We start from the raw sequence: 21,861 nt of genomic DNA on the forward strand, positions 1-21,861 counted from the left end.
CGTGACACGACGGTCACACGAGCGTGCTCAGGCCGTCACCGGACGGATCCTCCGGGCCTCGACGCGCGCGCTGTGCGAGCCGTACAGGGTGATCGAGACGACGCCGAGCACCGCCACCAGACCGATGCCGACCGTCCCGGCCCAGCCGCCCGCGTGGAAGGCGATCGCGCCGAGCGTGCCGCCCGCGCTGGAGCCCAGGTAGTACGCCGACTGGTAGAGCGCCGACGCCTGCGCCCGGCCCGTCTTCGCCGTCCGGCTCACCGAGGACGACGCCACCGCGTGGCCCGCGAAGAAGCCGGCGGTGATGAGGACGAGACCCGCGAGGACGGCGGCGAGCGAGTCGGAGAGCGAGAGCAGCAGGCCCGCCGTGGTGGTGGAGACCGCCAGGTAGAGGGCCCCGCGCCGGCCCAGCCGGCCGACGAGCCCGCCGGCCGCCGCGGAGGAGACCGTACCGACCAGGTAGACGAGGAAGATCGAGCCGATCACCCCCGGCGGCAGCGAGAACGGCGCCTCCGCCAGCCGGAAGCCGATCACCGTGTACACGGCGCCGAAGACCGTCATGAACAGCGCGCCGATGCCGTACAGGCGCGCCAGCAGCGGGTCCGCCAGATGCCCCTTCACCGTGGCGGCGAGCGCCCGCGGGTCGAGCGAGACGGGGGAGAAGTGCCGGGCCTTCGGGAGCAGCGCCCGGAAGGCGAGCGCGCACAGCAGGGAGGTCAGGCCGACGGCGGCCAGACCCGCCCGCCAGCCCCACATCTGGGCGACCCAGCCGGTCACGATCCGGCCGCTCATGCCGCCGATCGAGTTGCCCGCGACGAAGAGGCCGATGGCTCCGATCAGCGCCCGGGGCCGCACCTCCTCGGCCAGGTACGCCATCGCCGAGGCCGGCAGTCCGGCCAGCGCCGCGCCCTGGAGCGCCCGCAGCGCGATCAGGACCTCCAGGCTGGGCGCGAGGGGCACCAGGAGGGAGATGCCGACCGCGATGGTGAGGGAGGCCGTCATCATCGTGCGCCGGCCGAAGCGCTCCGACAGCGCGCTGAGCGGGAGCACGCACAGGGCGAGCGCGCCGGTCGCGGCGGAGACGGTCCAGGAGGCGGCCGAGGCGGTGGCGCCGAACTCGGCGGAGATCGCCGGGAGGAGGGCCTGGGTGGAGTAGAGGAGGGCGAAGGCGGCCAGGCCGGCGGCGAAGAGCGCGAGGCTCATCCGGCGGTGGCCGGGGGCGCCCGGGGCGAGGCGGGTGTCGGCGGACGCGGGTGTGGCGTCCGCCTTGGTACTGGCGGGAGGCATGTGTCGAACGTAGGACGCTCCGCTTCATGCGTCCAATGCACGGATCTGCTGTAATCGTTCCCGTGGTGCATGAGTACAGGTCACAGCCGCGGCTGTCACCGAACAGTAACGAAGAAGACATGGGGCAGCTGCTGGCGCCGCGGCTCGCGTACTTCGCCGCGGTGGCCCGGCACGAGCACGTGACCAGGGCGGCGGCCGAGATGGGCGTGCCGCAGTCGACGCTGTCGCGGGCGATGGTCCGGCTCGAAGAGGACCTCGGGGTCGCGCTGTTCGCCCGGCGCGGCCGGACCGTCGCGCTCACCCCGGCGGGGCGCCGCTTCCTGACCGCCGCCGAGCGGGCGCTGGCGGAGGTGGAGCGGGCCGCCGACACCGTACGGGCCGACGCCGACCCGACGGCCGGACGGATCGCCTTCGGCTTCCTGCACACCATGGGTTCGGAGACCGTGCCCGCGCTGATCCGGGCCTTCCGGGTGGACCACCCGAAGGTCCGCTTCACCCTCGTCCAGAACTACGGCGAGGCGATGATCGAACGGCTCCGCGCCGGCGAGCTCGACCTCTGCCTGACCTCGCCCGTGCCGGACGCGCCGGACCTGGTCGGCCGCCGCCTCGACGAGCAGCGGCTGCGCCTCGTCGTCCCCGACGACCACCGGCTGGCGGGCCGCCGCCGCATCCGGCTCGCCGAGGCGGCCGAGGAGACCTTCGTGACCCTCGAACCGGGGTACGGGCTCCGCCGCATCACCGACGACCTGTGCGCGGAGGCCGGCTTCACGCCCCGGATCGCCTTCGAGGGCGAGGAGGCCGAGACCCTGCGCGGTCTGGTCGCGGCCGGACTCGGGGTGGCGCTGCTGCCGCCCCCGGCCGTGGCCCGCCCCGGCGTCGTCGAGCTGACCGTCACCGCTCCGCGCGCGGTCCGCGAGATCGGCGTCGCCTGGCTGGACGGCCACCCGGACACGCCCCCGGTGGCCGCCTTCAAGAGGTTCCTGCTGAGCCGCCGCGGCCACCTCCTCCCGAAGGGGTCGCAGCCGCCGCGGGAGGACTCAGCGCCGGCGTGAACCGGCGCCGAACCCGGCCGCCAGGGGCATCCGGAGGCCGATCGGCGGCGGGGCCGCCATCGCGTCCGTCAGCGGGCGGGTGACGGGGCGCGCGAAGAGCGCGCCGAGCACGAAGTCGGCGGCGAGGGCCCGTACCTCGTCGGCGTACTGGCGCAGTCCGTGCCCGTCCGTGTGGACCTCGAAGCGGCAGGTCTCGCGGTTCGCCTTCTTGGCCCGGGCCGCGTAGCGGAAGGACAGTTCGGGGTCGATCCGGGCGTCGTTGGTGCCGTGCACGATGAGCACCCGGCGCCCCACCAGCTGCCGTACGGGCTCGGGTTCGGCGGCCACGTCCTCCTCGGGCAGCCAGGGCGCGAGCGCGAGGACCGCGCCGACCGCCGGGTGTCCGGCCGCCCGCAGCGCCGCCCGGGCGCCCATCCCGTGGCCGACCAGGCAGACCGGTACGTCGCCGTACCTGCGTACCGCCTCGGTGACCGCCCAGGAGGCGTCCGCCGCGAGCTCCGCGTCGGTGCCGTTCCAGCCCCGCCCCCGGTACCGCACGACCTGGGCGACCAGCCCCTCCGCCCGCCCCGCGCGGGCGAGTCCGCGCCCGAGCGGCAGCACGGCCGCGTGGGCCCGGGCCGAGGCCCGGCGCCCCGACACCGCCTCCCCGTCCGGCAGCAGCAGCACCACACCGCCCACCGCCGCCACGGACCGCGAAACCCCGACAGGCCGACCGAGCCGGGGTCTCCGGCCGTCGGCAGTCCCCACGAGTGCGTACTGCGCCATGACAGAACAGTCTCAGAAGCGGAGGTGTACGGCAGTCGTACGCGCGGTCTCTGTTACGTATCGTCCGGCGAGCGAACTTCCGTGCGGTCTACGCGCGTTCGAAGCAGTGGACGGATCCGACCGGGGTGAAGCCGCGCCGCTCGTACCAGTGGCGCGGCCAGTCGTCGGCGAGGGCCGAGAGGAAGACGGTGGTGCAGCCGGCCTCGGCGGCCATGCGCAGGGCCGTGTCGAGGACCACGCCGGCGTGGCCCTGCCGCAGGTGGGAGGCGGCCGTCACCAGGTCCTCGATCTGGGCCGTTCCCGAGGCCGCGTCCAGATAGAGGTCGCCCCAGGCGGCCACCTCTCCCCACTCGTCGTGGGAGGCGAGGAACCGCACGTCGTCGGCGCCGCGCCGGCGGGCGGTCCGTCGCTCGACCAGATCCCGGATCACCTCGTCCCCCTCATCCGGCAGGAAACGGCGCCAGCTCTCCGTGAGCGGTCCGCGCAGGGCGGGGAGATCCACCTCGCGCGCTCCGCCGAGCTCCGGCACCGGGCCGGTGTGACGCATGAGGAGCACGGTCGAGAGCTCGTACCCGGCGGCGGCGAGCGGCTGCGCGCACGCGGCGGCGGTCGTCTCGTCGAGCACGTACACCGCGCGGTGGGGGAGGTGGCCGAGGAGCCGGTCGGCCACCTCGGGCAGGGTCCGGGGGTCGGTCGGGCCGTCGACGAGGACGTGGTTGTCGCCGCGCGACAGCGCGTAGGCGTCGTCGAGCGCGGCGAAGCCGCCGGGGAAGGGGACGGTCCGGGCTGCCTGCCGACGGGTGAAGGCGGACACGAAGGCGTGGATACGGCGGAGTTCATCGGCCTGCGGAGCGGTGGTCATGGGCCGAGGCTAAGCAGGCCGGCGGCCGCGCCGCACCGGAAAATGCGCGTTCCGGTCGGGCGCGACAAGGCACGTTCTACGCGCGTAGGGGCTAGAGTGCGGCAATGACGAGCCAGACATCCCACGTCCCCACCGCGGACCAGATCCGCCGTGCCCCGAAGGTGCTGCTCCACGACCACCTCGACGGTGGACTGCGCCCCGGCACGATCATCGAACTCGCCCGGGAGCAGGGCTACTCGAAGCTGCCCGAGACCGAACCCGACAAGCTCGGCGTCTGGTTCCGCGAGGCCGCCGACTCAGGCTCCCTGGAGCGCTACCTGGAGACCTTCGCGCACACCTGCGCCGTCATGCAGACCCGCGAGGCGCTCTTCAGGGTCGCCGCCGAGTGCGCCGTGGACCTCGCCGAGGACGGCGTCGTCTACGCCGAGGTGCGGTACGCCCCCGAGCAGCACCTGGAGGCCGGCCTGACCCTGGAGCAGGTGGTCGAGGCGGTCAACGAGGGCTTCCGGGAGGGTGAGCGGCTGGCCCGGGCCAACGGGCACCGGATCCGGGTCGGCGCGCTGCTCACCGCCATGCGGCACGCGGCCCGCGCCCTGGAGATCGCGGAGCTCGCCAACCGCTACCGGGACGACGGCGTCGTCGGCTTCGACATCGCGGGCGCCGAGGCCGGTTTCCCGCCCACCCGCCACCTCGACGCCTTCGAGTACCTCAAGCGGGAGAACAACCACTTCACCATCCACGCCGGCGAGGCGTTCGGCCTGCCGTCCATCTGGCAGGCGCTCCAGTGGTGTGGCGCCGACCGGCTCGGCCACGGTGTCCGGATCATCGACGACATCGAGGTCGGCGGGGACGGCGAGGTGCGGCTCGGCCGGCTCGCCGCGTACGTGCGCGACAAGCGGATCCCGCTGGAGATGTGCCCCACCTCCAACCTCCAGACCGGCGCCGCCGCCTCCTACGCCGACCACCCCATCGGGCTGCTCCGCAAGCTCCACTTCCGTGCCACCGTCAACACCGACAACCGGCTCATGAGCGGCACCAGCATGAGCCGGGAATTCGAGCTCCTGGTCGACGCATTCGACTACACGCTCGACGACATCCAGTGGTTCACGGTCAATGCGATGAAATCAGCGTTCATTCCTTTCGATGAACGACTCGCCATGATCAATGACGTGATCAAGCCCGGATATGCCGAACTGAAGTCCGAGTGGCTTTTCCGGCAGACCGCCACGACCAGCGCTTCTTCCGGTCGGGAGGGCTGAGAAAAGGGGCTTCGAAGGGGACGGAACCGCCGGGAAGGATGCGACACCCGGCGGTTGTCCGGTGTTTGCGGAGCGGAGTCGGGACCGTTAGTTTGCGGAGCTGATTTGCCTGTCCGGATTCCGTTGTTCCGGATGTTCCGGATTTCTTCGCCCGATGCCCCGAAGCTCAGCCCCCCAAGCCCAAGGAAGATCCTCAGATGAAGCAGTCTGCCGCCAAGAAGCTCGGTGTCGCCGCCCTCGGCGCCGCATTCGCCGCTGCCGCCGCCGGCACGGCCTCCGCGGCCCCGCTCCCGGCACCGCTCGACGGCGCCGACGCGCTGGGCTCCGTGACCCAGCTCGCCCCGCTGGGCGACGGTCTCACCACGCTCCCCGACGGCGCCGGCGAGTCCCTCGCGGCCGGCCAGGGCGCGCTCGGCCAGGGCGTCGAGCAGGGCGTCAAGACCCTCCCCGCGGCGGCCGGCCAGGCCACCCAGAGCCTGCCGACCGACGCCGCGACCGGCGCCCTCGGCGCCACCCCGCTCGGCGGCCTGCTCGGCGGCCTCCCGCTGGGCGCCGGCGGCCTGCCGATCGGCTGACCCGCGCCACTCCACGCCGAAGGGGCGCGGACCGGGATCCCCCGGGTCCGCGCCCCTTCGGCGTGCTCGTGACCAGTGCTCCGACTGTCCGGCGTGCGGGTACGGCTACCAGGCGGCGGCCTTCGTCCGGGACTCGCTGGGCAGCAGCAGCCACAGCGCCAGGTAGAGCAGGAACTGAGGGCCGGGCAGCAGGCACGAGGCCAGGAAGATCACCCGCATCGTCAGGGCGGAGGTGCCGAAGCGCCGGGCGAGCGCCGCGCACACCCCGCCGATCATCCGGCCTTCACGCGGGCGGACAAGTGCGGCCATGGTGGGCTCCTTCGTCGGTTTCGAGAAGCCGCTCCCTCGGGCTTCCCGATGACTCCATGGTGCCGCCGGCGCCATGCCTGCGACGTCGGCCTACCGGGCGATCGGAACCCTGGGAATCCTCGGGGTAAGACCCTGATCCGTCTCGTTCCCGATCACGACCCGACCCTGAGACCCACCCCGGCCCCCACCCCGGCGACCGCCCCCGGACGGCTCCCGCCGGCGCCGCAGCCGCGCCCGCACGGCGGGCACCACCAGCAGGTGCGCCAGCGCCACCCCGAGGGTGTTCAGGAGCACCGAGTCCACGTCCACGACCTGCCCCGGCACCGCCGTCTGCAACAGCTCCAGGGCCAGCGACACCAGCGCCCCCGCCGCCGTCGTCCGGGCCAGCGACGCCCACGGGGACACGTCGAGCCGCCCCTCGCACATCGGCAGCAGGATCCCCAGCGGGGCGAGCAGCAGCAGTCCCTCGGCGATCAGCCGGGCCGCCTCGGCCGGTCCGAGCGCCAGATCGGCCCGGAGCCCGGCCAGCGGCACCGTGTTCGGGGCGGTCACCCAGGCCACGTCACGTGGGAGCAGTCCGACCCAGGCGACGAGCAGCAGATGCGCGACCAGGAGCACGAACCCCGTCACGCGGACGACCACGGCGGCGTTCCCGCCCGAACCTTGACGCTGCACGCCCCCCAAGACGCCCCGTACGCGGGGAACGGTTCCGGTTCGGTCCACCGGCGTCCGCGGCGACGGCTCCGCGTCACCCCGCCGGCGGCTCCGCGGGCGTCCGGGCCGGGGTCGGCACGGGAGCCGTCGCGGGAGCCGACTCCGGACGCTCCCGCAGCTGCGTCGTACAGCGGTAGCGCTTCGGCGGGTACGCCCCCGGGCCCGCGAGCAGCACCGTGTGCCCACCCGCGCCCGCCGAGCTCTCCGCGAAGGTGCACACCAGCTGCGACAGCGCCGCCGGCGCCAGGTCCTCCGGTTGCCGGCTCAGCCGCAGCGTGCCCTCCGGATCGTCCGCCCGGCCGTCCGCCACCTCCAGCGGAGCCCGTACCGCCGTGGTGAAACCGGCCTGTCGCTCCGCTTCCGACGGCTCCGCGAGCAGCTGCGCGAGGAGCGCCGCCGCCGTCCGCACGGGGTCGCCGCTCACCTTGTCCTCCGGCTGCGGCGATCTGCGGTCCACCGGCTCCAGCTGCGACCCGCACACCAGGAACGCCCGCACCAGCACGCCCTGGGACGGAGCCGCCTCCGTCACGTTGCACGGCACCCGCGACGGGGCCGCGCCCGCGTCCACCGGCACCGACGTCGTCCTGATCCCGCAGCCCGTGACCAGCACGGCCAGCGCCGCCACGGCGGCCGTCCGCAGCCTCACCCGTCCACCCCTTCGCCCTGCCGGGTGCCGGTGCCCAGATCGCGGGCGACCGCCGACGCGTCCCGGGGCAGCCGCAGCACGAACACCGCGCCGTCCACCGCGCCGTCCTCGCCCACCGAGTTGGCGGCGGCGATCGTCCCGCCGTGGATCAGCGCGTTCTCCCTCGCGATCGACAGCCCGAGCCCGGAGCCGTCCGACCGGGGCCGCTGAGCGCTCGCCTTGTAGAAGCGGTCGAAGACGTGCGGCAGCACCTCCTCGGGAATGCCGGGCCCGTGGTCCCGTACCGCCACCACCAGCTCCTCCTCGCCCGGTCCCTCCTCGGTCCTGACCGAGACCCGCACCGGCGAACCGCCGTGCTTCAGCGCGTTCCCGATCAGGTTCGCCAGGATCACGTCCAGCCTCCGCGGATCGAGCCGGCACACGATGCCGCGCTCCGCGTCCAGGTCCACCGCGTCCAGCCAGGCCCGCGCGTCGATGCACGCGGTGATCTGGTCGGCGATGTCCACGTCGTCCAGGACCAGGCGGGCGGTGCCCGCGTCGAAGCGGGTCACCTCCATCAGGTTCTCCACCAGGTTGTTCAGCCGCCGGGTCTCGCTCACCACCAGCGCCACCGCCGGGGCGATCATCGGGTCCAGGGAGTCCTGCTCGTCCTCCAGGACCTCCGTGACCGCCGTCAGCGCGGTCAGCGGCGTCCGCAGCTCGTGCGACATGTCGGCGACGAACCGCCGGGAGGACTCCTCCCGCGCGCTCATGTCCGCCACCTTCTTCTGGAGGTTCTCCGCCGCGCTGTTGAACGTCCGCGAGAGATCGGACAGTTCGTCCGCGCCCGAGACCCGCAGCCGGGTGTCCAGCTTGCCCTCGCCGAGCTGCCGAGCCGCCTCGCCGAGCCGCCGCACCGGCCGCAGCACCGTCGACGCCGCCACCTGCGCCAGCAGCACCGAACCGATCACCGCGAGCCCGGTCGCGATCCCCAGCGACCACGCCAGCGAGTTGAGGTCCGCCTTCTCCGCCGCCAGCGACTTGAACATGTAACCGGCCGGCCCGCCGCCGTCGATCCGCGTCCCGCCGACCAGATAGGGCGTCCCGCCCCGCTCGGTCCGCTGCCAGAACAGGTGGTACGGGTACGGGTTCGCCTCCGTCACGGGGCGCCGGGTGTCCACCGCCTCCCGCAGCGACACCGGCACGTCCGCCAGCGTGAACACGTCCGGGTCCGAGGCCCCCACGATCGGCTTCCCCGCCGCCCGCTCACCGAGCAGCAGCACCTGGTAGCCGGAACCGCCCGCCGTCATCTCCTCCGAGGTGCGCCGCAGATCCTCCTGCGTCGGCCGCAGCGGCAGCGTCGCCACCCGGTTCTGCATCTCCTGCCGGAAGTCGTTCAGCGCGCTGTCCTGGGTGCGCTTGAGCACCGCCTCGCGGTTCAGCCAGTACGCGATCCCCGAGGCCGACACCGCCGCCGTCAGCGCCACCAGCGCGAACACCACGACCAGCCGCAGGCGCAGGCTGGACAGCCGCAGCCGGGCGAAGACCCCCTTGTTCCCCTTCGTCACGCAGGGACGTCCAGCCGGTAACCGACGCCCCGCACCGTACGGATCAGGGTCGGCGAGGACGGCACGTCCTCCACCTTCGCCCGCAGCCGCTGCACACACGCGTCCACGAGACGCGAGTCGCCCAGGTAGTCGTGCTCCCACACCAGCCGCAGCAACTGCTGCCGCGACAGCGCCTGTCCCGGCCGCCGGCTCAGTTCGAGCAGCAGCCGCAGCTCGGTCGGGGTCAGCTGGAGGTCGAGGCCGTTCTTCGTCACGGTCATCGCGGACCGGTCGATCACCAGCGAGCCGAAGGTCGCCGAATCCGTCGACTCCCGCTCCCCGCGCCGCAGCACGGCCCGGATCCGGGCGTCGAGCACCCGGCCCTGCACCGGCTTCACCACATAGTCGTCGGCCCCCGACTCCAGACCCACGACCACGTCGATGTCGTCGCTGCGCGCGGTCAGCAGGATGATCGGCAGCTGGTCCGTGCGGCGGATGCGCCGGCACACCTCGAACCCGTCGATGCCGGGCAGCATCACGTCGAGCACGATCAGGTCCGGCCGCTGCTCCTTGAGCAGCAGCAGGCCGTCCTCGCCCGACGCGGCGGTGGCCACCCGGTGGCCCTGCCGGGACAGGGAGAGTTCGAGGGCCGTGCGGATGGCGTCGTCGTCCTCGATCAGCAACAGAAAAGGCACGGTCGCCATTCTGGCTCATGAGCCGTCCGAGATCGACCGCCCGGAGGCGCGCTTCCGTCCTCGCCCCTGTGACACGTCTGTGACAGTCGGCGGACAACGCCATGAAGTCCGCCGGGCAAGCTTCTTGGCACACGGACCGAAACACTGACTCCGAACGACGGGGGGCGCGAAATGAACACACTGCACGGCACGACCAACAGCGCAGTGGTCACGCGTCTCCACGACGTGCGGAGCACCGAGAAGTCCGGGGGTGTGAACGGACGGGGGTGCGTTCGTACCGTCGGGCGTCAGCGCAAGGCGCCGTACATGGTCGCCGTCGCTGACGGGGGAGCGGTGTACGGGGAGGCCACGGGGGAGCGTTCCTGCTCGGAGGCCGAGTTCACGGCCTACGTCCAGGAGCGCCGGGCCTCCCTGTACGCCACCGCCTACCACCTGACCGGTGACCGTTTCGAGGCCGAGGACCTGCTCCAGAGCGCGCTGTTCTCCACGTACCGCGCCTGGGAGCGGATCAGCGACAAGGCCGCCGTCGGCGGTTACCTGCGCCGCACGATGACCAATCTGCACATCAGCGCCTGGCGCCGGCGCAAGGTCAACGAGTACCCGACCGAGGAGCTGCCGGAGACGGTCGGCGAGACGGACGCGATGCGCGGCACCGAGCTGCGCGCGGTGCTGTGGCAGGCGCTGGCCCGCCTGCCCGAGCTCCAGCGGACCATGCTGGTGCTGCGTTACTACGAGGGCCGGACCGATCCGGAGATCGCGGAGATCCTGGACATCAGTGTCGGCACGGTGAAGTCGAGCATCTGGCGCTCGCTGCGGCGACTGCGCGAGGACGAGGTGCTGAGCTTCGGCCGTGACGAGGAGGAGTCCTTCGGCGAACTCGTCGCCTGAGGATCACGGGGGAACACGGGGGAACACCACGGGGGAAAGAAGGGCCTCAGGGGGGATCTGAGGCTCACGGGGGAAAAGAACGAAGCGGGTCGTACGAGTCCGGGGGGTCTCGTAGGGCCCGCTTCGTGCTGTTCGCGTCTCCTCGGCGGTCGGCGGTCGGCGGTCGGCGGTCGGCGGTCGGCGGTCGGCGGTCGGCGGTCGGCGGTCAGCGGGCCGCGGGGGTGCGGTGGCGGCCCGCCGCGGCGGCGGCCAGCCGGCCCAGCGCCTCCGGCTTCGCGCACGGGTGGGCGCCCAGCTCGGTCTGCCGGGCGACGATGGCGCGCTCGGCGCGCATCAGGCGCCAGCCGCGGCGCAGCAGCATCGGGACCGACTTCCGCCCCTCCCGCAGATCGCGCAGGAGCCGGCGGCGGAAGGTGGTGGACGGGCGGCCGCGCAGGCAGAGCGCGTCGGCCAGCACGTCGAGCTCGCGGCAGCGGGTGACGATCTCCGCGGCGAAGATGCCCTCGGCGATGAAGAGCGGGGTCCGCTCGATGTCGAGGCGGTCGCTTCCGGTGCGCGAGCTGGTGGCGATGGAGTACACCGGGACGTCGGTGCGGCCCGTACGGCACAGCTCGACGATCGCGGCGACGGCGGCGTCCGCGTCCCAGGAGAGCGGGGAGTCCCAGTCGGTGTCGGCGCTGTCGTCGACGAGCGGGAGCGTCGGGTCGCCGGCCTCCTTGTAGAAGTCGTCGAGGCGCAGCACCGGAAGACCGGCGGCGGCGGCGAGGGACGACTTGCCGGAGCCGGAGGGGCCCGCGAGCAGGACGACCCGGGTGGGGATCGGTTGGGAACTCACGGAACACCAGTGTGAGGCATTACCCCGTCCAGGGGACCACCGAGGAGGGCTGTTGGTATCGAGCATCACACCTCCACTACTGTCGGTGGCCGCCCGCTCACCCCTCGGAAGGAACCTCATGGCGCGTCACGCAGACCCCCGGACCCCTCGCCGCAGCGCCCTCCTCAAGGCCGGCCTCACCGTCACGGCGGCGGGTGCGGCCGTGTTCGGCGCGGGTGCGGGGGCCCAGGCCGTCGCGCCCGTGCCGCTCCCCGTCGACTCGCTGAGCCGCACGGACGCCGGCGCGGCCGGCGCGGGCGCCCTGGCGGGGGTCACCCACGGGGTGGGCCCGCTGACCCGCCTCCAGCTCGACCCGCTGGCCAACACCGGCGTCGACCCGCTGGCCAACGGCATCGGCACCCAGGTCGCCGACTTCAAGCCGGTCGGCACGAACCTGGTCACCGACCACGTCACCAAGGGCGGCGCGGTCGCGGACCTGCCGGTCGCGGGTCCGCTGACGCAGAAGCTGCTGCCGTAGGGCCGGTCCTTTCAGCGCCTCGCCCGGCGCAGCCAGCCCAGTGCCCCGCGGGGCTGGGGCTGCGTCAGCGGGCCGGCGGTGTCCGGTCCGCCGCTGTGGGACCGCACGTCCTTCAGGCGCGCGGTCCAGGGGGCGTCCGCCGCGGAGAGGAAGACGAGGAGCGGGCCCTCGGGCAGCGGCAGGGTCTCCTTGCGGGCGCCGATCTCGTTGACGGCGGCTCCTCCGGACTTCGGCAGCGTGGTGGGGTCCGTGTGCCCCGCCAGCTTGTAGAGGTAGACGATGAAGTTGCTGCTGCCCTTGTAGTGGAAGGTGACGTCGGCCGTTCCCCCGGTGTGCAGCAGGACTTCAGGGCCCCAGCCTTCCAGCCGGCTCTCCGAAAGGCGCCGGGCCTCCGCCAGGGGCAGGACACGCACCTGCCAGGAGCCGCGCGCCTCCAGCCGCAGGCGCAGCCGCCCGTGCTCGGGGACGGAGGTGATCACCCGGCCCCGGAAGTCCTTCTCCGTGCTGCTGACCAGGTAGTCCTTCTTGGCGTTGGAATCGTCGAGGGGCCACAGCCCCGTGTAACCGCCGTCCTTCACGGCCAGCTCGACCATGACGGGGCCGGGCGGGAGGTCCTTCACGGTGATCACGTCGTTGTCCCGGCCGGTGGCGGTGCGCGGCTCGAAGACGGGCCCGCACGCCCAGGCCGACGGGTCGGGCGGGGTGGACGCGGTCAGGGGCGCGTCGGCTCCGGACCGGTTTCCGGACTGTGCTCCGGCCTGCCGCTGGGCCAGTGCCAGAGCCCGGATCTGTTCCGGTGTCATGTCCAGGATCTGGTCCCGGGTGAGACGCGTGCCCGGGGCCGGGTCCCGGGGCTGTTCCGGAGCGGCGGGCGCGGCCGGGGCGGCGGTGGGGGCCGGGGTCGGTTCCGCGGCCTCCCGCGGCTCCTCGTCCACGTCCACGCCGTGGTCCACCGCGAGGCCCGTCAGCCCGTCCACGTATCCCTGGCCGACCGCGCGGAACTTCCAGCCGCCCGAGCGGCGGTACAGCTCCGCGACGACCATCGCCGTCTCGGGGCCCGCGTCGGTGACCTCGTACGCCACGACCGCCCCGCCGTCCGGGCCGAGGACCTCCACGGACAGGCCGGGCGCGTCCCGCAGCGCGCCCTCCTCCGTCGACGCGACGACCAGGACGCGGGAGATCCCCTCCTCGACGCCGGGGAGGTCGGTGTGGAGCCAGACCGTGCCGGCCTCACCCCCGGTGAGCCGTACCGCGCCCGACCCGTGCGCCGGAGCGCCGTGGAACACGATGTCGGCGTCCCCCCGGACCCTGCCCGCCTCCGTCACCAGCAGGGCCGCGACGTCCACCCCGCTCCGGACGCCGACGCGCAGCGCCGCCGTCGGGACGAAGGCGTTGTCTCCCTTGATCAATCCCCTCAGCATGATCGGATCTTGCGGGTGATCGCGGACATGCGCAAGGCCCCCGGGTGCGGACACCCGGGGGCCTCGCGGAGGGGGGACTAGTACGAGGAGCCGGAGGCGCCCAGGGAGCCCGTGGGGTGCCAGACGGTCTTCGTCTCCAGGAAGGCGGTCATGCGGTCCGTGCCGGGGGACTCGGTGAAGTCCTCGGTACGGGGGCGCAGGACGCGCTTCAGGTTGTCCGCCGCCGCGATCTCCAGCTCCCTGGCCAGGTCGGCGTCCGCGCCGGTCAGGTCGATCGCGTTGACGTCGAGGTGGGCCGCGAGGTGCGGGCCCATCTCGGAGGCCTTGCCGGAGAGGATGTTGACCACGCCGCCGGGGAGGTCGGAGGTGGCCAGGACCTCGCCCAGGGAGAGGGCGGGGAGCGGGGCCTTCTCGGAGGCGATGACGACGGCCGTGTTGCCGGTCGCGATGACCGGGGCGATCACCGAGACCAGGCCCAGGAAGGACGATTCCTGGGGGGCGAGCACGGTGACGACGCCGGTCGGCTCCGGGGTGGAGAGGTTGAAGAAGGGGCCCGCGACCGGGTTGGCGCCGCCGGTGACCTGGGCGATCTTGTCGGTCCAGCCCGCGTACCAGACCCAGCGGTCGATGGCCGCGTCGACCTGGGCGGCCGCCTTCGACTTCGACAGGCCCTCGGCGTCGGCGACCTCGCGGACGAACTGGTCCCGGCGGCCCTCCAGCATCTCGGCGACGCGGTAGAGGATCTGGCCGCGCAGGTACGCGGTCGCGCCGGCCCAGCCGCCCTGCGCCTTGCGCGCGGCGACGACCGCGTCACGGGCGTCCTTGCGGGAGGAGAGGGGGGCGTTCGCCAGCCAGTTGCCCTTGGAGTCCGTCACCTCGTACACCCGGCCGCTCTCGGAGCGGGGGAACTTGCCCCCGACGTACAGCTTGTAGGTCTTGAAGACGTTCAGGCGGGTCACATCAGACATCGAGGTACGCCTCCAGGCCGTGGCGACCGCCCTCGCGGCCGAAGCCCGACTCCTTGTAGCCGCCGAAGGGCGAGGTCGGGTCGAACTTGTTGAACGTGTTGGCCCAGACGACACCGGCGCGGAGCTTGTTCGCGACCGCGAGGATGCGGGAGCCCTTCTCCGTCCAGATGCCGGCGGAGAGGCCGTACTGGCTGTTGTTGGCCTTGGCGACGGCCTCGTCCGGGGTGCGGAAGGTCAGCACCGACAGGACCGGGCCGAAGACCTCGTCACGGGCGATGGTGTGCGCCTGGGTGACGTTGGTGAAGAGGGTCGGGGCGAACCAGTAGCCCGCCTCCGGGATGGCGCAGGCGGCGCTCCAGCGCTCGGCGCCCTCGGCCTCGCCCTGCGCGACCAGGGAGGTGATGCGGGCCAGCTGCTCCTCGGAGTTGATGGCGCCGATGTCGGTGTTCTTGTCGAGCGGGTCGCCGAGGCGGAGCGACGAGAGGCGGCGCTTGAGGCTGTCGAGCAGCTCGTCCTGGATCGACTCCTGGACCAGCAGGCGGGAGCCCGCGCAGCAGACCTGGCCCTGGTTGAAGAAGATGCCGTTGACGATGCCCTCGACGGCCTGGTCGATGGGGGCGTCGTCGAAGACGATGTTGGCGCCCTTGCCGCCCAGCTCCAGGGTGACCTTCTTGTCGGTGCCGGCGATCGTGCGGGCGATCTGCTTGCCGACGGCGGTGGAGCCGGTGAAGGCGACCTTGTTCACGTCCGGGTGCGCGACCAGGGCGGCGCCGGTGTCCCCGTACCCGGGGAGGATGTTGACGACGCCCTTCGGAAGGCCCGCCTGGCGGCAGATGTCCGCGAAGAAGAGGGCGGAGAGCGGGGTCGTCTCGGCCGGCTTCAGGACGACCGTGTTGCCGGTCGCGAGGGCCGGGGCGATCTTCCACGCCAGCATCAGCAGCGGGAAGTTCCACGGGATGACCTGGCCGGCGACGCCCAGCGGGCGGGGGTTCGCGCCGTAGCCGGCGTGGTCGAGCTTGTCGGCCCAGCCCGCGTAGTAGAAGAAGTGGGCGGCGACCAGGGGGAGGTCCGCGTCGCGGGTCTCCTTGATCGGCTTGCCGTTGTCCAGGGTCTCCAGGACGGCCAGCTCGCGGGAGCGCTCCTGGATGATCCGGGCGATCCGGAAGAGGTACTTGGCGCGCTCGGCACCGGGCAGCGCGGACCACTTCTCGAAGGCCTTGCGGGCGGCCTTGACCGCACGGTCCACGTCCGCCTCGCCCGCCTGGGCGATCTCGGAGAGGACCTCCTCGGAGGAGGGGGAGACGGTCTTGAAGACCTTGCCGTCGGCCGCGTCGGTGAACTCGCCGTCGATGAACAGGCCGTAGCTCGGGGCGATGTCGACGACCGCGCGCGACTCGGGCGCGGGGGCGTACTCGAAGGGGGAGGTCATGTCGATCAGTCCACCGTCACGTAATCGGGGCCGGAGTAGTGGCCGGTCGCCATCTTCTGGCGCTGCATCAGCAGGTCGTTGAGCAGGCTGGAGGCGCCGAAGCGGAACCAGTGGTTGTCCAGCCAGTCCGCGCCGGCGGTCTCGTTGACCAGCACCAGGAACTTGATGGCTTCCTTGGTGTTGCGGATGCCGCCGGCGGGCTTCACGCCGATCTGCACGCCGGTCTGGGCGCGGAAGTCGCGCACCGCCTCCAGCATGAGCAGGGTGTTCGCCGGGGTGGCGTTGACCGCGACCTTGCCGGTCGAGGTCTTGATGAAGTCGGCGCCCGCCATCATGCCGAGCCAGGAGGCGCGGCGGATGTTGTCGTACGTGGACAGCTCGCCGGTCTCGAAGATCACCTTGAGCCGGGCGCGGTCGCCGCACTCGGCCCTGATCGCGGCGATCTGCTCGAAGACCTCCAGGTAGCGGCCGGCGAGGAAGGCGCCGCGGTCGATGACCATGTCGATCTCGTCCGCGCCGGCGGCGATGGCGTCGGCGGTGTCGGCGAGCTTCACGGGGAGGGCGGCGCGGCCCGCGGGGAAGGCGGTGGCGACCGAGGCGACCTTGACGTCGGAGCCCGCGAGGGCGGCCTTGGCGGTGGCCACCATGTCGGGGTAGACGCAGACGGCGGCGGTCGTCGGGGTCGTGCGGTCGGTCGGATCGGGGCGGACGGCCTTGGCGGCGAGGGCCCGGACCTTGCCCGGGGTGTCCGCGCCTTCGAGCGTGGTCAGGTCGATCATGGAGATGGCCAGGTCGATGGCGTACGCCTTGGACGTGGTCTTGATCGAGCGGGTGCCGAGGGACGCGGCGCGCGCCTCCAGGCCCACGGCGTCGACGCCGGGCAGCCCGTGGAGGAAGCGGCGCAGCGTGCTCTCGGACGCGGTCACGTCGGCGAAAGCTGCTGCTGCGGATGCAGTGGTGGGCATGGTCACCAGTCGAGCATATCTACGCGCGTAGCGACCTGTACAGGGGAGGGTGTCCGAGGAGGCCGAGGTCACGGGCGCGGGACGGCGTGGTGCGGCGCGTCGAAGCGGTGTGGTGCGGCCGCGTCGAAGCGGCGCGCGGGGGCGCGCGGGGGCGCGAAGGGCGGTGCGAGAAAGGTCCGTCGGGGGCGATGGCGGCTGTCACGTGCTCGTGACACGGAGCAGACGGATCCCCCATACAAGATCTTTAGATTCTTTATCAGCAGCCAGCGAGAACTCACCGGCCCTCCCCGAGTGGATGTCAGCGGCATGCGGCTCTGCACCATCCACCGCCGGACCTCTTCGGGAGTCGTTATGCGCACCGCCCTTCGCACCGCCCTCGCCGCCGCGCTCGTCGCGGGTGTCGCCGCCACTCCGGTCCTCGCGGCCGGCAGCGCCTTCGCCGCCGGGACGACCCCGGCGCCGAAGCCCGCCGCCGCCGCTCCGGCGTCGAAGCCGGCCGCCGCGACCCAGGCGCCGAAGCCGGCCGCCGCGACGACCCCGGCGGCGAAGCCCGCCTCCGCGACCACCCCGGACGGCAAGGCGGCGGCGCCCGCGCCCGGCAAGGCCGCGGAGACCGCCGGTGCCGGGACCGCTGACGCCGCCGCCCCCGCCGCCGCCCCGCTCCGCACCGTCCGGCTCGCCGGCGGGCTGTCGGCCGAGGTGTACGCGAGGGGCGACCAGCACCCGTACTACAGCGCCACCGTCCTGAAGGGCGGCGCGGTGCTCGGCGAGCTGAAGGCCGGGGCCGGCCACCCGCCGAAGGAGACCAAGGTCTTCGCCGGGTACGCGGTGACCCTGGACTCCACGGGCAAGGTGACCGCCGTCGCGGCCGCCACCACGACGGGCACGCTGGTCCGCACCCAGACCCTCATCGGCGGCACCGTCGCCAAGATCTACAAGGTCAAGGCCGGGAACCACCGCGCCGAGCTGTTCCGCGACGGCCACCCGGTCGGTGTCCTCAAGGCGTACGAGATCTCCGTCGCCGGCCAGGACAACGGCGAGTTCTTCGTCCTGAACCCCGACGGCACCACCCACAACTGGGTCGGCAACGTCGCCCCGAACCGGCCGGGCATCTACCGCCTGGCCGACGGCACCGTGCTGGAGCTCCAGGCGAAGAACGGCTCCTTCGGTCTGCGGCAGATCGACCCCGCCACCGACAAGGGCGGCCCCTACGCCTACGCCAACGGCGAGCGCCGGGTGCTGCGCTTCGGCAAGGCCGTCGTGGTCCTGGAGGCGGACGGCCAGTTCGCCGCCCACATCCCCGGCTCGGCCAGGCAGGCGGCCCCGCAGCCGTACGGCATGGGCGGCGGCGGCCAGGGCGAGGAGACCCCGGTCGACACCGACCCCGACGCCCTCGGCGAGTGCACCGTCACCCGCTTCGTCGACATCGGCGCGGGCACCGGCGCCAAGCTGATCATGAGCCCCAAGGGTCCGAAGGCGAAGCTGATCACCGCCGGCGACGAGAAGGTCATCGCCGTCCTCGACCGCGCCCGCCCGTCGCTCCCGAAGGACGCCGGGATCGTCGCCCGGATCGTCGACGCCCACAGCGCCACCCCGTCCCTCTACACCAAGACTCAGGGCGGCGACGCGAAGGGCGGCACGCACGCCTTCCCGAAGCTCCCCAAGGGCTGCACGCTGAACGCCGTCCCGGCCGCGCAGGGCCAGGGCACCACCGCGCAGGGCGGCGGGACCACCGCGCAGGGGAGCGGGACCACCGCGCAGGGCGGCCAGACCTCCGTCGTCCCGAAGGGCGGGGTCGCGGCCGGCGCCGAGCTCGCCGCCGAGGAGGGCTACGGCACGCTGGTCGCCGTCGGCGCCGCCGCCTCGCTGGCCGCCGGGCTCGGCTTCACCGTGCTGCGCCGCCGTTCCGCCGCGACCCGGGGCTGACCCGTACACCCCGCGTACACCGCGCACCCGTACACACCGCGCACCCGTACACACCGCGCGCACAGCGCACCCCGCACACCCCGCTCCTCGCCCACGACCCGAGCCCGGAGCGTTCCACCCACCCAGGCCGGCCGTCATCCACCCCGTGACGGCCGGCCGCCCGCCGTACGGACCCCAGCCGCCGGAGCCCGCCCATGAAGCACCACCACCGCCGCCGTACCGCCTCCGCCCTGCTCTGCGCGGCCGTCCTCGCCGCGCTCGCCGGCTGCTCGGGCGGGACCGGCCCCGCCACCCCGCCCGCCCGGATCGCGGAGTCCGCCGCACCGGCCCCGACCGCGAGCACCGCGCCGGTCCGGCCGCTCGCCCGCTCGCTGCCCGTGCGGGTCCAGCTGCCCTCCGCGGCCGTGGACGCCCGGGGGATCCTGGAGCTCGGACTGAACGCCGACGGCACCGTCGAGGTGCCGTCCGTCGCGCACGCCGACAGGATCGGCTGGTACGGCAAGGGCGTCACGCCCGGCGAGACCGGGCCCGCCGTCCTCATCGGGCACTTCGACACGGAGCGCGGGCCGGCCGTCCTGAAGGACGTCTCCCGGGTCCGGGTCGGCGACGAGATCACCGTGACCCGCGCGGACGGGACCGCCGCCGTCTTCCGCGTCCGCGAGCTGGAACAGGTCGACAAGGACGCCTTCCCGACCGACAGGGTCTACGGCGACACCCGCCGCCCCGAACTGCGCGTGATCACCTGCGGCGGCGAACTCGTCGACGGGCACCGGCCGGACAACATCATCCTGTACGCCGACCTCGTCGCCGGCCGGAAGGCCTGAGCGCCGTTCCCTCCGCCCCTCCGGCCGCCCGGCGACTCAAAGGCTGCGCCGGCCGGGGCCCGAGGAGGACCGCCGCGGCGCCCGAGCGGGGTGCCCGAGCCCCGCGGCGCCTCCTGAGGCACAATCGGCGGCATGACGAGCCCCACGCCCTCCGAGCCGCCCGCCGCCGACCGTGTCTACCGCTCTCCCTTCGCCATCGCGGGAGGCGTCTTCCTCCTCGTCCTGACGCTCGTCTTCGTGATCGACGCGCTGGTGCGCGGCGAGGGCCGGGCGCCGTGGCTCGCGCTGGCCGGGCTGCTGCTCGCCGTGCCGCTGATCGTCGCCTTCACCGTCCGGCCCGCCGTGTACGCCAATGAGGACCGGCTCCGCATCCGCAACCCCTTCCGCTCGATCCTGCTGCCCTGGGCGTCCGTCGCCGACATCCGGGCCGGCTACTCCAGCGAGGTCTTCACCCAGGACGGCGCGAAGTACCAGCTGTGGGCCGTCCCCGTCTCGCTGCGGCAGCGGAAGCGGGCCGCGCGCAGGGCCGCCCGCGCCGCCCACGACGACCCCCACGGACGCACCTCGGTCACCGCCGACGTCCGGGACAGCGCGGCGCGCACCGCGCCCAGCGACCAGAACGTCGCCGACCTGCGGGAGCTGGCCGAGAGCCGGCGGGACGGCGCCGGGGCGCAGGGCGAGCCGCAGGTGCGCTGGGCGTACGAGATCATCGCCCCGGCCGTCGTCGGCCTGATCCTCCTGGTGGTGCTCGCCGCCACCGGCTGAGCCCCGATCCGCCGCCCACCCCGCCGGTGTCCTAGGGGCAACGGCGGGGTGAAGCATGCCTCGCGCAGTTGGTTTAGCTCCCAACGATCCGGGCCGGGTCAATAGATTGCCCGTGCCGAGACTGTGGGGGTGGGGGCAATGACCAAGGGCACCGGTGTGTCCGGAACACGTTGTCTGGTCGACGTCAGAGCCGACGGACGATACGGCTGGCGGCTGGTCGCGCAGAACGGGCGGGTGGTGGCCCGGTCGGGGCAGTGCTTCACCGACCACGCCGCCTGCCGGGCCGCCTTCGCGGCGCTCTGCGCCGGGCACGCGGCCATGGGCGGCGGGGTGCAGCACACCGCCGGCGGCCACGGCTGGGTCTGGCTGCTGCGGGACGCCGAGGGCAGCACCGCCGCCCTCTCCGGGAGGGCGTACGAGCGCCACTCCACCTGCCGCTCCGCCTATGACCGCTTCCGCTCCCTGATGGCCGCCGAGGCCACGCACTGGACCTCAACCGCCTTATGGTGAACGGAAGTTGCCTCTCGGGCGCCCCTCATTCACCTCGCGTGGCCGGCACGTCAACCGGGCCGGGCTTGGGTCCTTCCCGTGACGACCGAGACGACCGATCCGCCCGCGCCGCCCGGCGCCCCCGACCCGCGGCCCGACGGCCCGCCCGACGCGCCGAGACGGCTGTACGCCGACCCCGGCCCGGCCGACCGGGTCTTCCGCGGCGTCGCCCGCACCGGCGGCGGGCTCGTCCTCGCCGTGATGCTCCTCGTCGGCGGCTTCCTCCTGCACCGCGCCTGGCAGGCCCTCGACCGGGCCGGCGGCTCCTTCCTCACCACCGAGAACTGGGAGCCCGACGCCGGGAGGTTCGGCATCGCCGCCGTCCTCCTCGGCACCGTCCTCATCGCCCTCGTCGCGATCGTCGTCGCCGTCCCGCTGGCCACCGGCGCCGCGCTCTACATCTCCGAGTACGCCCCGCCCCGGCTGCGCCGCACCCTGATCTCCACCGTGGACCTGATGGCCGCCGTGCCCTCGGTCGTCTACGGCCTCTGGGGCGTGTTCTGGCTGGAGGAATCGATCCTGCCGATCGCCCGCTGGATCTCCGCGTACTTCGGCTGGATCCCCTTCCTCCGCGTCGACGGCGCGGACCCGGACGACCCGCTCGCCCCGCCCACCGTCTACACCTCCTCCACCTTCGTCGCCGGGCTCGTCGTCGCGATGATGGTCGCCCCGATCATCTGCTCGATCATGCGCGAGGTCTTCTCCCAGGCCCCCGCCGGTGAGCGCGAGGGGGCGTACGCGCTCGGCGCGACCCGCTGGGGCATGATCCGCTCCGTCGTCCTGCCCTTCGGCAAGGGCGGCATGATCGGCGGCACCATGCTCGGCCTCGGCCGCGCCCTCGGCGAGACCATCGCCGTCTACATGGTCATCTCGCAGGTCTTCACCATCCAGTGGCACGTGCTCCAGACCGGCACCAGTTCGGTCTCCTCGCTCATCGCGCTGCGCTACGGCGAGGCCACCGCCTTCGGCATGTCCGCCCTGATGGCGGCCGGCTTCGCGCTCTTCGTCATGACCCTGATCGTCAACTTCGCCGCCTCGTCCATCGTCGCCCGCAGCCGCTCCGGCGCGTCCAGCGACGCGTAAC

General features: G+C 73.3%; 23 protein-coding genes. 10 read left to right on the plus strand and 13 right to left on the minus strand.

Annotated elements, in window-relative coordinates; genetic code table 11:
* Window positions 1-27: 27 nt before the first annotated feature.
* Window positions 28-1,287, minus strand: coding sequence for an MFS transporter (locus ACFYT9_RS09910; protein ID WP_389162068.1), 1,260 nt, complete (start codon window positions 1,285-1,287; stop codon window positions 28-30).
* Between the two features lie 62 nt (window positions 1,288-1,349).
* On the opposite strand from ACFYT9_RS09910, the gene ACFYT9_RS09915 reads away from it, so the two are divergent.
* A complete protein-coding gene (locus ACFYT9_RS09915; protein WP_376600205.1) occupies window positions 1,350-2,339 on the plus strand; it encodes a LysR family transcriptional regulator in 990 nt (329 codons plus the stop codon).
* Here ACFYT9_RS09915 and ACFYT9_RS09920 read toward each other — a convergent pair.
* Complete coding sequence (locus tag ACFYT9_RS09920) at window positions 2,325-3,104, minus strand: alpha/beta hydrolase (protein WP_389162070.1); 780 nt, start codon at window positions 3,102-3,104, stop codon at window positions 2,325-2,327. The two genes, ACFYT9_RS09915 and ACFYT9_RS09920, sit on opposite strands and share 15 nt — an antisense overlap.
* A gap of 88 nt (window positions 3,105-3,192) precedes the next feature.
* Complete coding sequence (locus ACFYT9_RS09925) at window positions 3,193-3,966, minus strand: GNAT family N-acetyltransferase (RefSeq protein WP_389162072.1); 774 nt, start codon at window positions 3,964-3,966, stop codon at window positions 3,193-3,195.
* A gap of 104 nt (window positions 3,967-4,070) precedes the next feature.
* Between ACFYT9_RS09925 and ACFYT9_RS09930 the strand changes: the two genes are divergently transcribed.
* Both ACFYT9_RS09930 and ACFYT9_RS09935 read left to right on the plus strand, forming a co-directional pair.
* Complete coding sequence (locus ACFYT9_RS09930) at window positions 4,071-5,225, plus strand: adenosine deaminase (RefSeq protein WP_376600210.1); 1,155 nt, start codon at window positions 4,071-4,073, stop codon at window positions 5,223-5,225.
* Window positions 5,226-5,422: 197 nt separating this feature from the next.
* Window positions 5,423-5,800, plus strand: a complete 378-nt coding sequence (locus tag ACFYT9_RS09935; protein ID WP_376600211.1) for a hypothetical protein — start codon at window positions 5,423-5,425, stop codon at window positions 5,798-5,800.
* 105 nt (window positions 5,801-5,905) lie between these two features.
* On the opposite strand, the gene ACFYT9_RS09940 is transcribed toward ACFYT9_RS09935, so the two are convergent.
* The 5 genes from ACFYT9_RS09940 to afsQ1 form a co-directional block, all read right to left on the minus strand.
* Window positions 5,906-6,109, minus strand: a complete 204-nt coding sequence (locus tag ACFYT9_RS09940; protein ID WP_360601528.1) for a PspC domain-containing protein — start codon at window positions 6,107-6,109, stop codon at window positions 5,906-5,908.
* A 90-nt stretch (window positions 6,110-6,199) separates the two neighbouring features.
* Window positions 6,200-6,739, minus strand: a complete 540-nt coding sequence (locus ACFYT9_RS09945; protein ID WP_389162075.1) for a VanZ family protein — start codon at window positions 6,737-6,739, stop codon at window positions 6,200-6,202.
* 118 nt (window positions 6,740-6,857) lie between these two features.
* The gene (locus tag ACFYT9_RS09950) at window positions 6,858-7,469 is read right to left on the minus strand and encodes a hypothetical protein (RefSeq protein ID WP_387280122.1); all 612 of its coding nucleotides are present in this window, start codon (window positions 7,467-7,469) and stop codon (window positions 6,858-6,860) included.
* Window positions 7,466-9,016, minus strand: coding sequence for an ATP-binding protein (locus tag ACFYT9_RS09955; protein ID WP_376602222.1), 1,551 nt, complete (start codon window positions 9,014-9,016; stop codon window positions 7,466-7,468). The genes ACFYT9_RS09950 and ACFYT9_RS09955 overlap by 4 nt, the downstream gene beginning before the upstream one ends.
* Window positions 9,013-9,690: a two-component system response regulator AfsQ1 gene (gene afsQ1, locus ACFYT9_RS09960; RefSeq protein ID WP_376602221.1), complete on the minus strand. Its 678-nt coding sequence runs from the start codon at window positions 9,688-9,690 to the stop codon at window positions 9,013-9,015. The genes ACFYT9_RS09955 and afsQ1 overlap by 4 nt, the downstream gene beginning before the upstream one ends.
* A gap of 171 nt (window positions 9,691-9,861) precedes the next feature.
* Here afsQ1 and ACFYT9_RS09965 point away from each other — a divergent pair, with 171 nt between their 5' ends.
* Window positions 9,862-10,578 carry a SigE family RNA polymerase sigma factor gene (locus ACFYT9_RS09965; protein WP_376602220.1) on the plus strand — a complete coding sequence of 239 codons (717 nt, stop codon included), beginning with the start codon at window positions 9,862-9,864 and terminating at the stop codon, window positions 10,576-10,578.
* Between the two features lie 205 nt (window positions 10,579-10,783).
* On the opposite strand, the gene ACFYT9_RS09970 is transcribed toward ACFYT9_RS09965, so the two are convergent.
* Complete coding sequence (locus ACFYT9_RS09970) at window positions 10,784-11,479, minus strand: ATP-binding protein (protein ID WP_376602219.1); 696 nt, start codon at window positions 11,477-11,479, stop codon at window positions 10,784-10,786.
* Between the two features lie 52 nt (window positions 11,480-11,531).
* On the opposite strand from ACFYT9_RS09970, the gene ACFYT9_RS09975 reads away from it, so the two are divergent.
* Entirely contained in the window at window positions 11,532-11,930 is a 399-nt protein-coding gene (locus ACFYT9_RS09975; RefSeq protein WP_387280128.1) for a hypothetical protein, read from the plus strand.
* Window positions 11,931-11,941: 11 nt separating this feature from the next.
* On the opposite strand, the gene ACFYT9_RS09980 is transcribed toward ACFYT9_RS09975, so the two are convergent.
* From ACFYT9_RS09980 to deoC, 4 genes are all read right to left on the minus strand, one after another.
* Window positions 11,942-13,351: a TerD family protein gene (locus ACFYT9_RS09980; RefSeq protein ID WP_389162078.1), complete on the minus strand. Its 1,410-nt coding sequence runs from the start codon at window positions 13,349-13,351 to the stop codon at window positions 11,942-11,944.
* Window positions 13,352-13,428: 77 nt separating this feature from the next.
* Window positions 13,429-14,319, minus strand: coding sequence for an aldehyde dehydrogenase family protein (locus ACFYT9_RS09985; RefSeq protein WP_387280132.1), 891 nt, complete (start codon window positions 14,317-14,319; stop codon window positions 13,429-13,431).
* Window positions 14,312-15,748: an aldehyde dehydrogenase family protein gene (locus tag ACFYT9_RS09990; RefSeq protein ID WP_376602216.1), complete on the minus strand. Its 1,437-nt coding sequence runs from the start codon at window positions 15,746-15,748 to the stop codon at window positions 14,312-14,314. The genes ACFYT9_RS09985 and ACFYT9_RS09990 overlap by 8 nt, the downstream gene beginning before the upstream one ends.
* Window positions 15,749-15,753: 5 nt before the next feature.
* Window positions 15,754-16,713 (minus strand): deoxyribose-phosphate aldolase, encoded by a 960-nt coding sequence (gene deoC, locus ACFYT9_RS09995; protein WP_387280136.1) that lies wholly within the window; start codon window positions 16,711-16,713, stop codon window positions 15,754-15,756.
* A gap of 351 nt (window positions 16,714-17,064) precedes the next feature.
* Between deoC and ACFYT9_RS10000 the strand changes: the two genes are divergently transcribed.
* The 5 genes from ACFYT9_RS10000 to pstC all read left to right on the plus strand — a co-directional run bounded on the left by ACFYT9_RS10000 (window position 17,065) and on the right by pstC (window position 21,860).
* The gene (locus ACFYT9_RS10000) at window positions 17,065-18,639 is read left to right on the plus strand and encodes a hypothetical protein (RefSeq protein WP_389162081.1); all 1,575 of its coding nucleotides are present in this window, start codon (window positions 17,065-17,067) and stop codon (window positions 18,637-18,639) included.
* Between the two features lie 194 nt (window positions 18,640-18,833).
* Window positions 18,834-19,463 (plus strand): class F sortase, encoded by a 630-nt coding sequence (locus tag ACFYT9_RS10005; protein WP_387279609.1) that lies wholly within the window; start codon window positions 18,834-18,836, stop codon window positions 19,461-19,463.
* Between the two features lie 132 nt (window positions 19,464-19,595).
* Window positions 19,596-20,228, plus strand: a complete 633-nt coding sequence (locus ACFYT9_RS10010) for a PH domain-containing protein (RefSeq protein ID WP_376597667.1) — start codon at window positions 19,596-19,598, stop codon at window positions 20,226-20,228.
* A 156-nt stretch (window positions 20,229-20,384) separates the two neighbouring features.
* Window positions 20,385-20,738, plus strand: coding sequence for a DUF1508 domain-containing protein (locus ACFYT9_RS10015; RefSeq protein ID WP_389162082.1), 354 nt, complete (start codon window positions 20,385-20,387; stop codon window positions 20,736-20,738).
* A 78-nt stretch (window positions 20,739-20,816) separates the two neighbouring features.
* Window positions 20,817-21,860, plus strand: a complete 1,044-nt coding sequence (gene pstC, locus ACFYT9_RS10020) for a phosphate ABC transporter permease subunit PstC (RefSeq protein ID WP_389162084.1) — start codon at window positions 20,817-20,819, stop codon at window positions 21,858-21,860.
* Window position 21,861: the final 1 nt, after the last annotated feature.

The sequence above is a fragment of the Streptomyces sp. NPDC004435 genome (assembly GCF_042873895.1).
Taxonomy (GTDB): domain Bacteria; phylum Actinomycetota; class Actinomycetes; order Streptomycetales; family Streptomycetaceae; genus Streptomyces.

What these genes read in the sequence shown, in the direction of transcription:
- ACFYT9_RS09980 (WP_389162078.1), bottom strand. Translation starts at nt 13,351, where the DNA reads ATGCTGAGGGGATTGATCAAGGGAGACAACGCCTTCGTCCCGACGGCG.
- ACFYT9_RS09935 (WP_376600211.1), top strand. Translation starts at nt 5,423, where the DNA reads ATGAAGCAGTCTGCCGCCAAGAAGCTCGGTGTCGCCGCCCTCGGCGCC.
- ACFYT9_RS09990 (WP_376602216.1), bottom strand. Translation starts at nt 15,748, where the DNA reads ATGACCTCCCCCTTCGAGTACGCCCCCGCGCCCGAGTCGCGCGCGGTC.
- ACFYT9_RS09920 (WP_389162070.1), bottom strand. Translation starts at nt 3,104, where the DNA reads ATGGCGCAGTACGCACTCGTGGGGACTGCCGACGGCCGGAGACCCCGG.
- ACFYT9_RS09910 (WP_389162068.1), bottom strand. Translation starts at nt 1,287, where the DNA reads ATGCCTCCCGCCAGTACCAAGGCGGACGCCACACCCGCGTCCGCCGAC.
- ACFYT9_RS10000 (WP_389162081.1), top strand. Translation starts at nt 17,065, where the DNA reads ATGCGCACCGCCCTTCGCACCGCCCTCGCCGCCGCGCTCGTCGCGGGT.
- ACFYT9_RS10010 (WP_376597667.1), top strand. Translation starts at nt 19,596, where the DNA reads ATGACGAGCCCCACGCCCTCCGAGCCGCCCGCCGCCGACCGTGTCTAC.
- deoC (WP_387280136.1), bottom strand. Translation starts at nt 16,713, where the DNA reads ATGCCCACCACTGCATCCGCAGCAGCAGCTTTCGCCGACGTGACCGCG.
- ACFYT9_RS10005 (WP_387279609.1), top strand. Translation starts at nt 18,834, where the DNA reads ATGAAGCACCACCACCGCCGCCGTACCGCCTCCGCCCTGCTCTGCGCG.
- ACFYT9_RS09985 (WP_387280132.1), bottom strand. Translation starts at nt 14,319, where the DNA reads ATGTCTGATGTGACCCGCCTGAACGTCTTCAAGACCTACAAGCTGTAC.
- ACFYT9_RS09970 (WP_376602219.1), bottom strand. Translation starts at nt 11,479, where the DNA reads ATGCTCGATACCAACAGCCCTCCTCGGTGGTCCCCTGGACGGGGTAAT.
- ACFYT9_RS09965 (WP_376602220.1), top strand. Translation starts at nt 9,862, where the DNA reads ATGAACACACTGCACGGCACGACCAACAGCGCAGTGGTCACGCGTCTC.
- ACFYT9_RS09940 (WP_360601528.1), bottom strand. Translation starts at nt 6,109, where the DNA reads ATGGCCGCACTTGTCCGCCCGCGTGAAGGCCGGATGATCGGCGGGGTG.
- ACFYT9_RS09975 (WP_387280128.1), top strand. Translation starts at nt 11,532, where the DNA reads ATGGCGCGTCACGCAGACCCCCGGACCCCTCGCCGCAGCGCCCTCCTC.
- ACFYT9_RS09925 (WP_389162072.1), bottom strand. Translation starts at nt 3,966, where the DNA reads ATGACCACCGCTCCGCAGGCCGATGAACTCCGCCGTATCCACGCCTTC.
- ACFYT9_RS09930 (WP_376600210.1), top strand. Translation starts at nt 4,071, where the DNA reads ATGACGAGCCAGACATCCCACGTCCCCACCGCGGACCAGATCCGCCGT.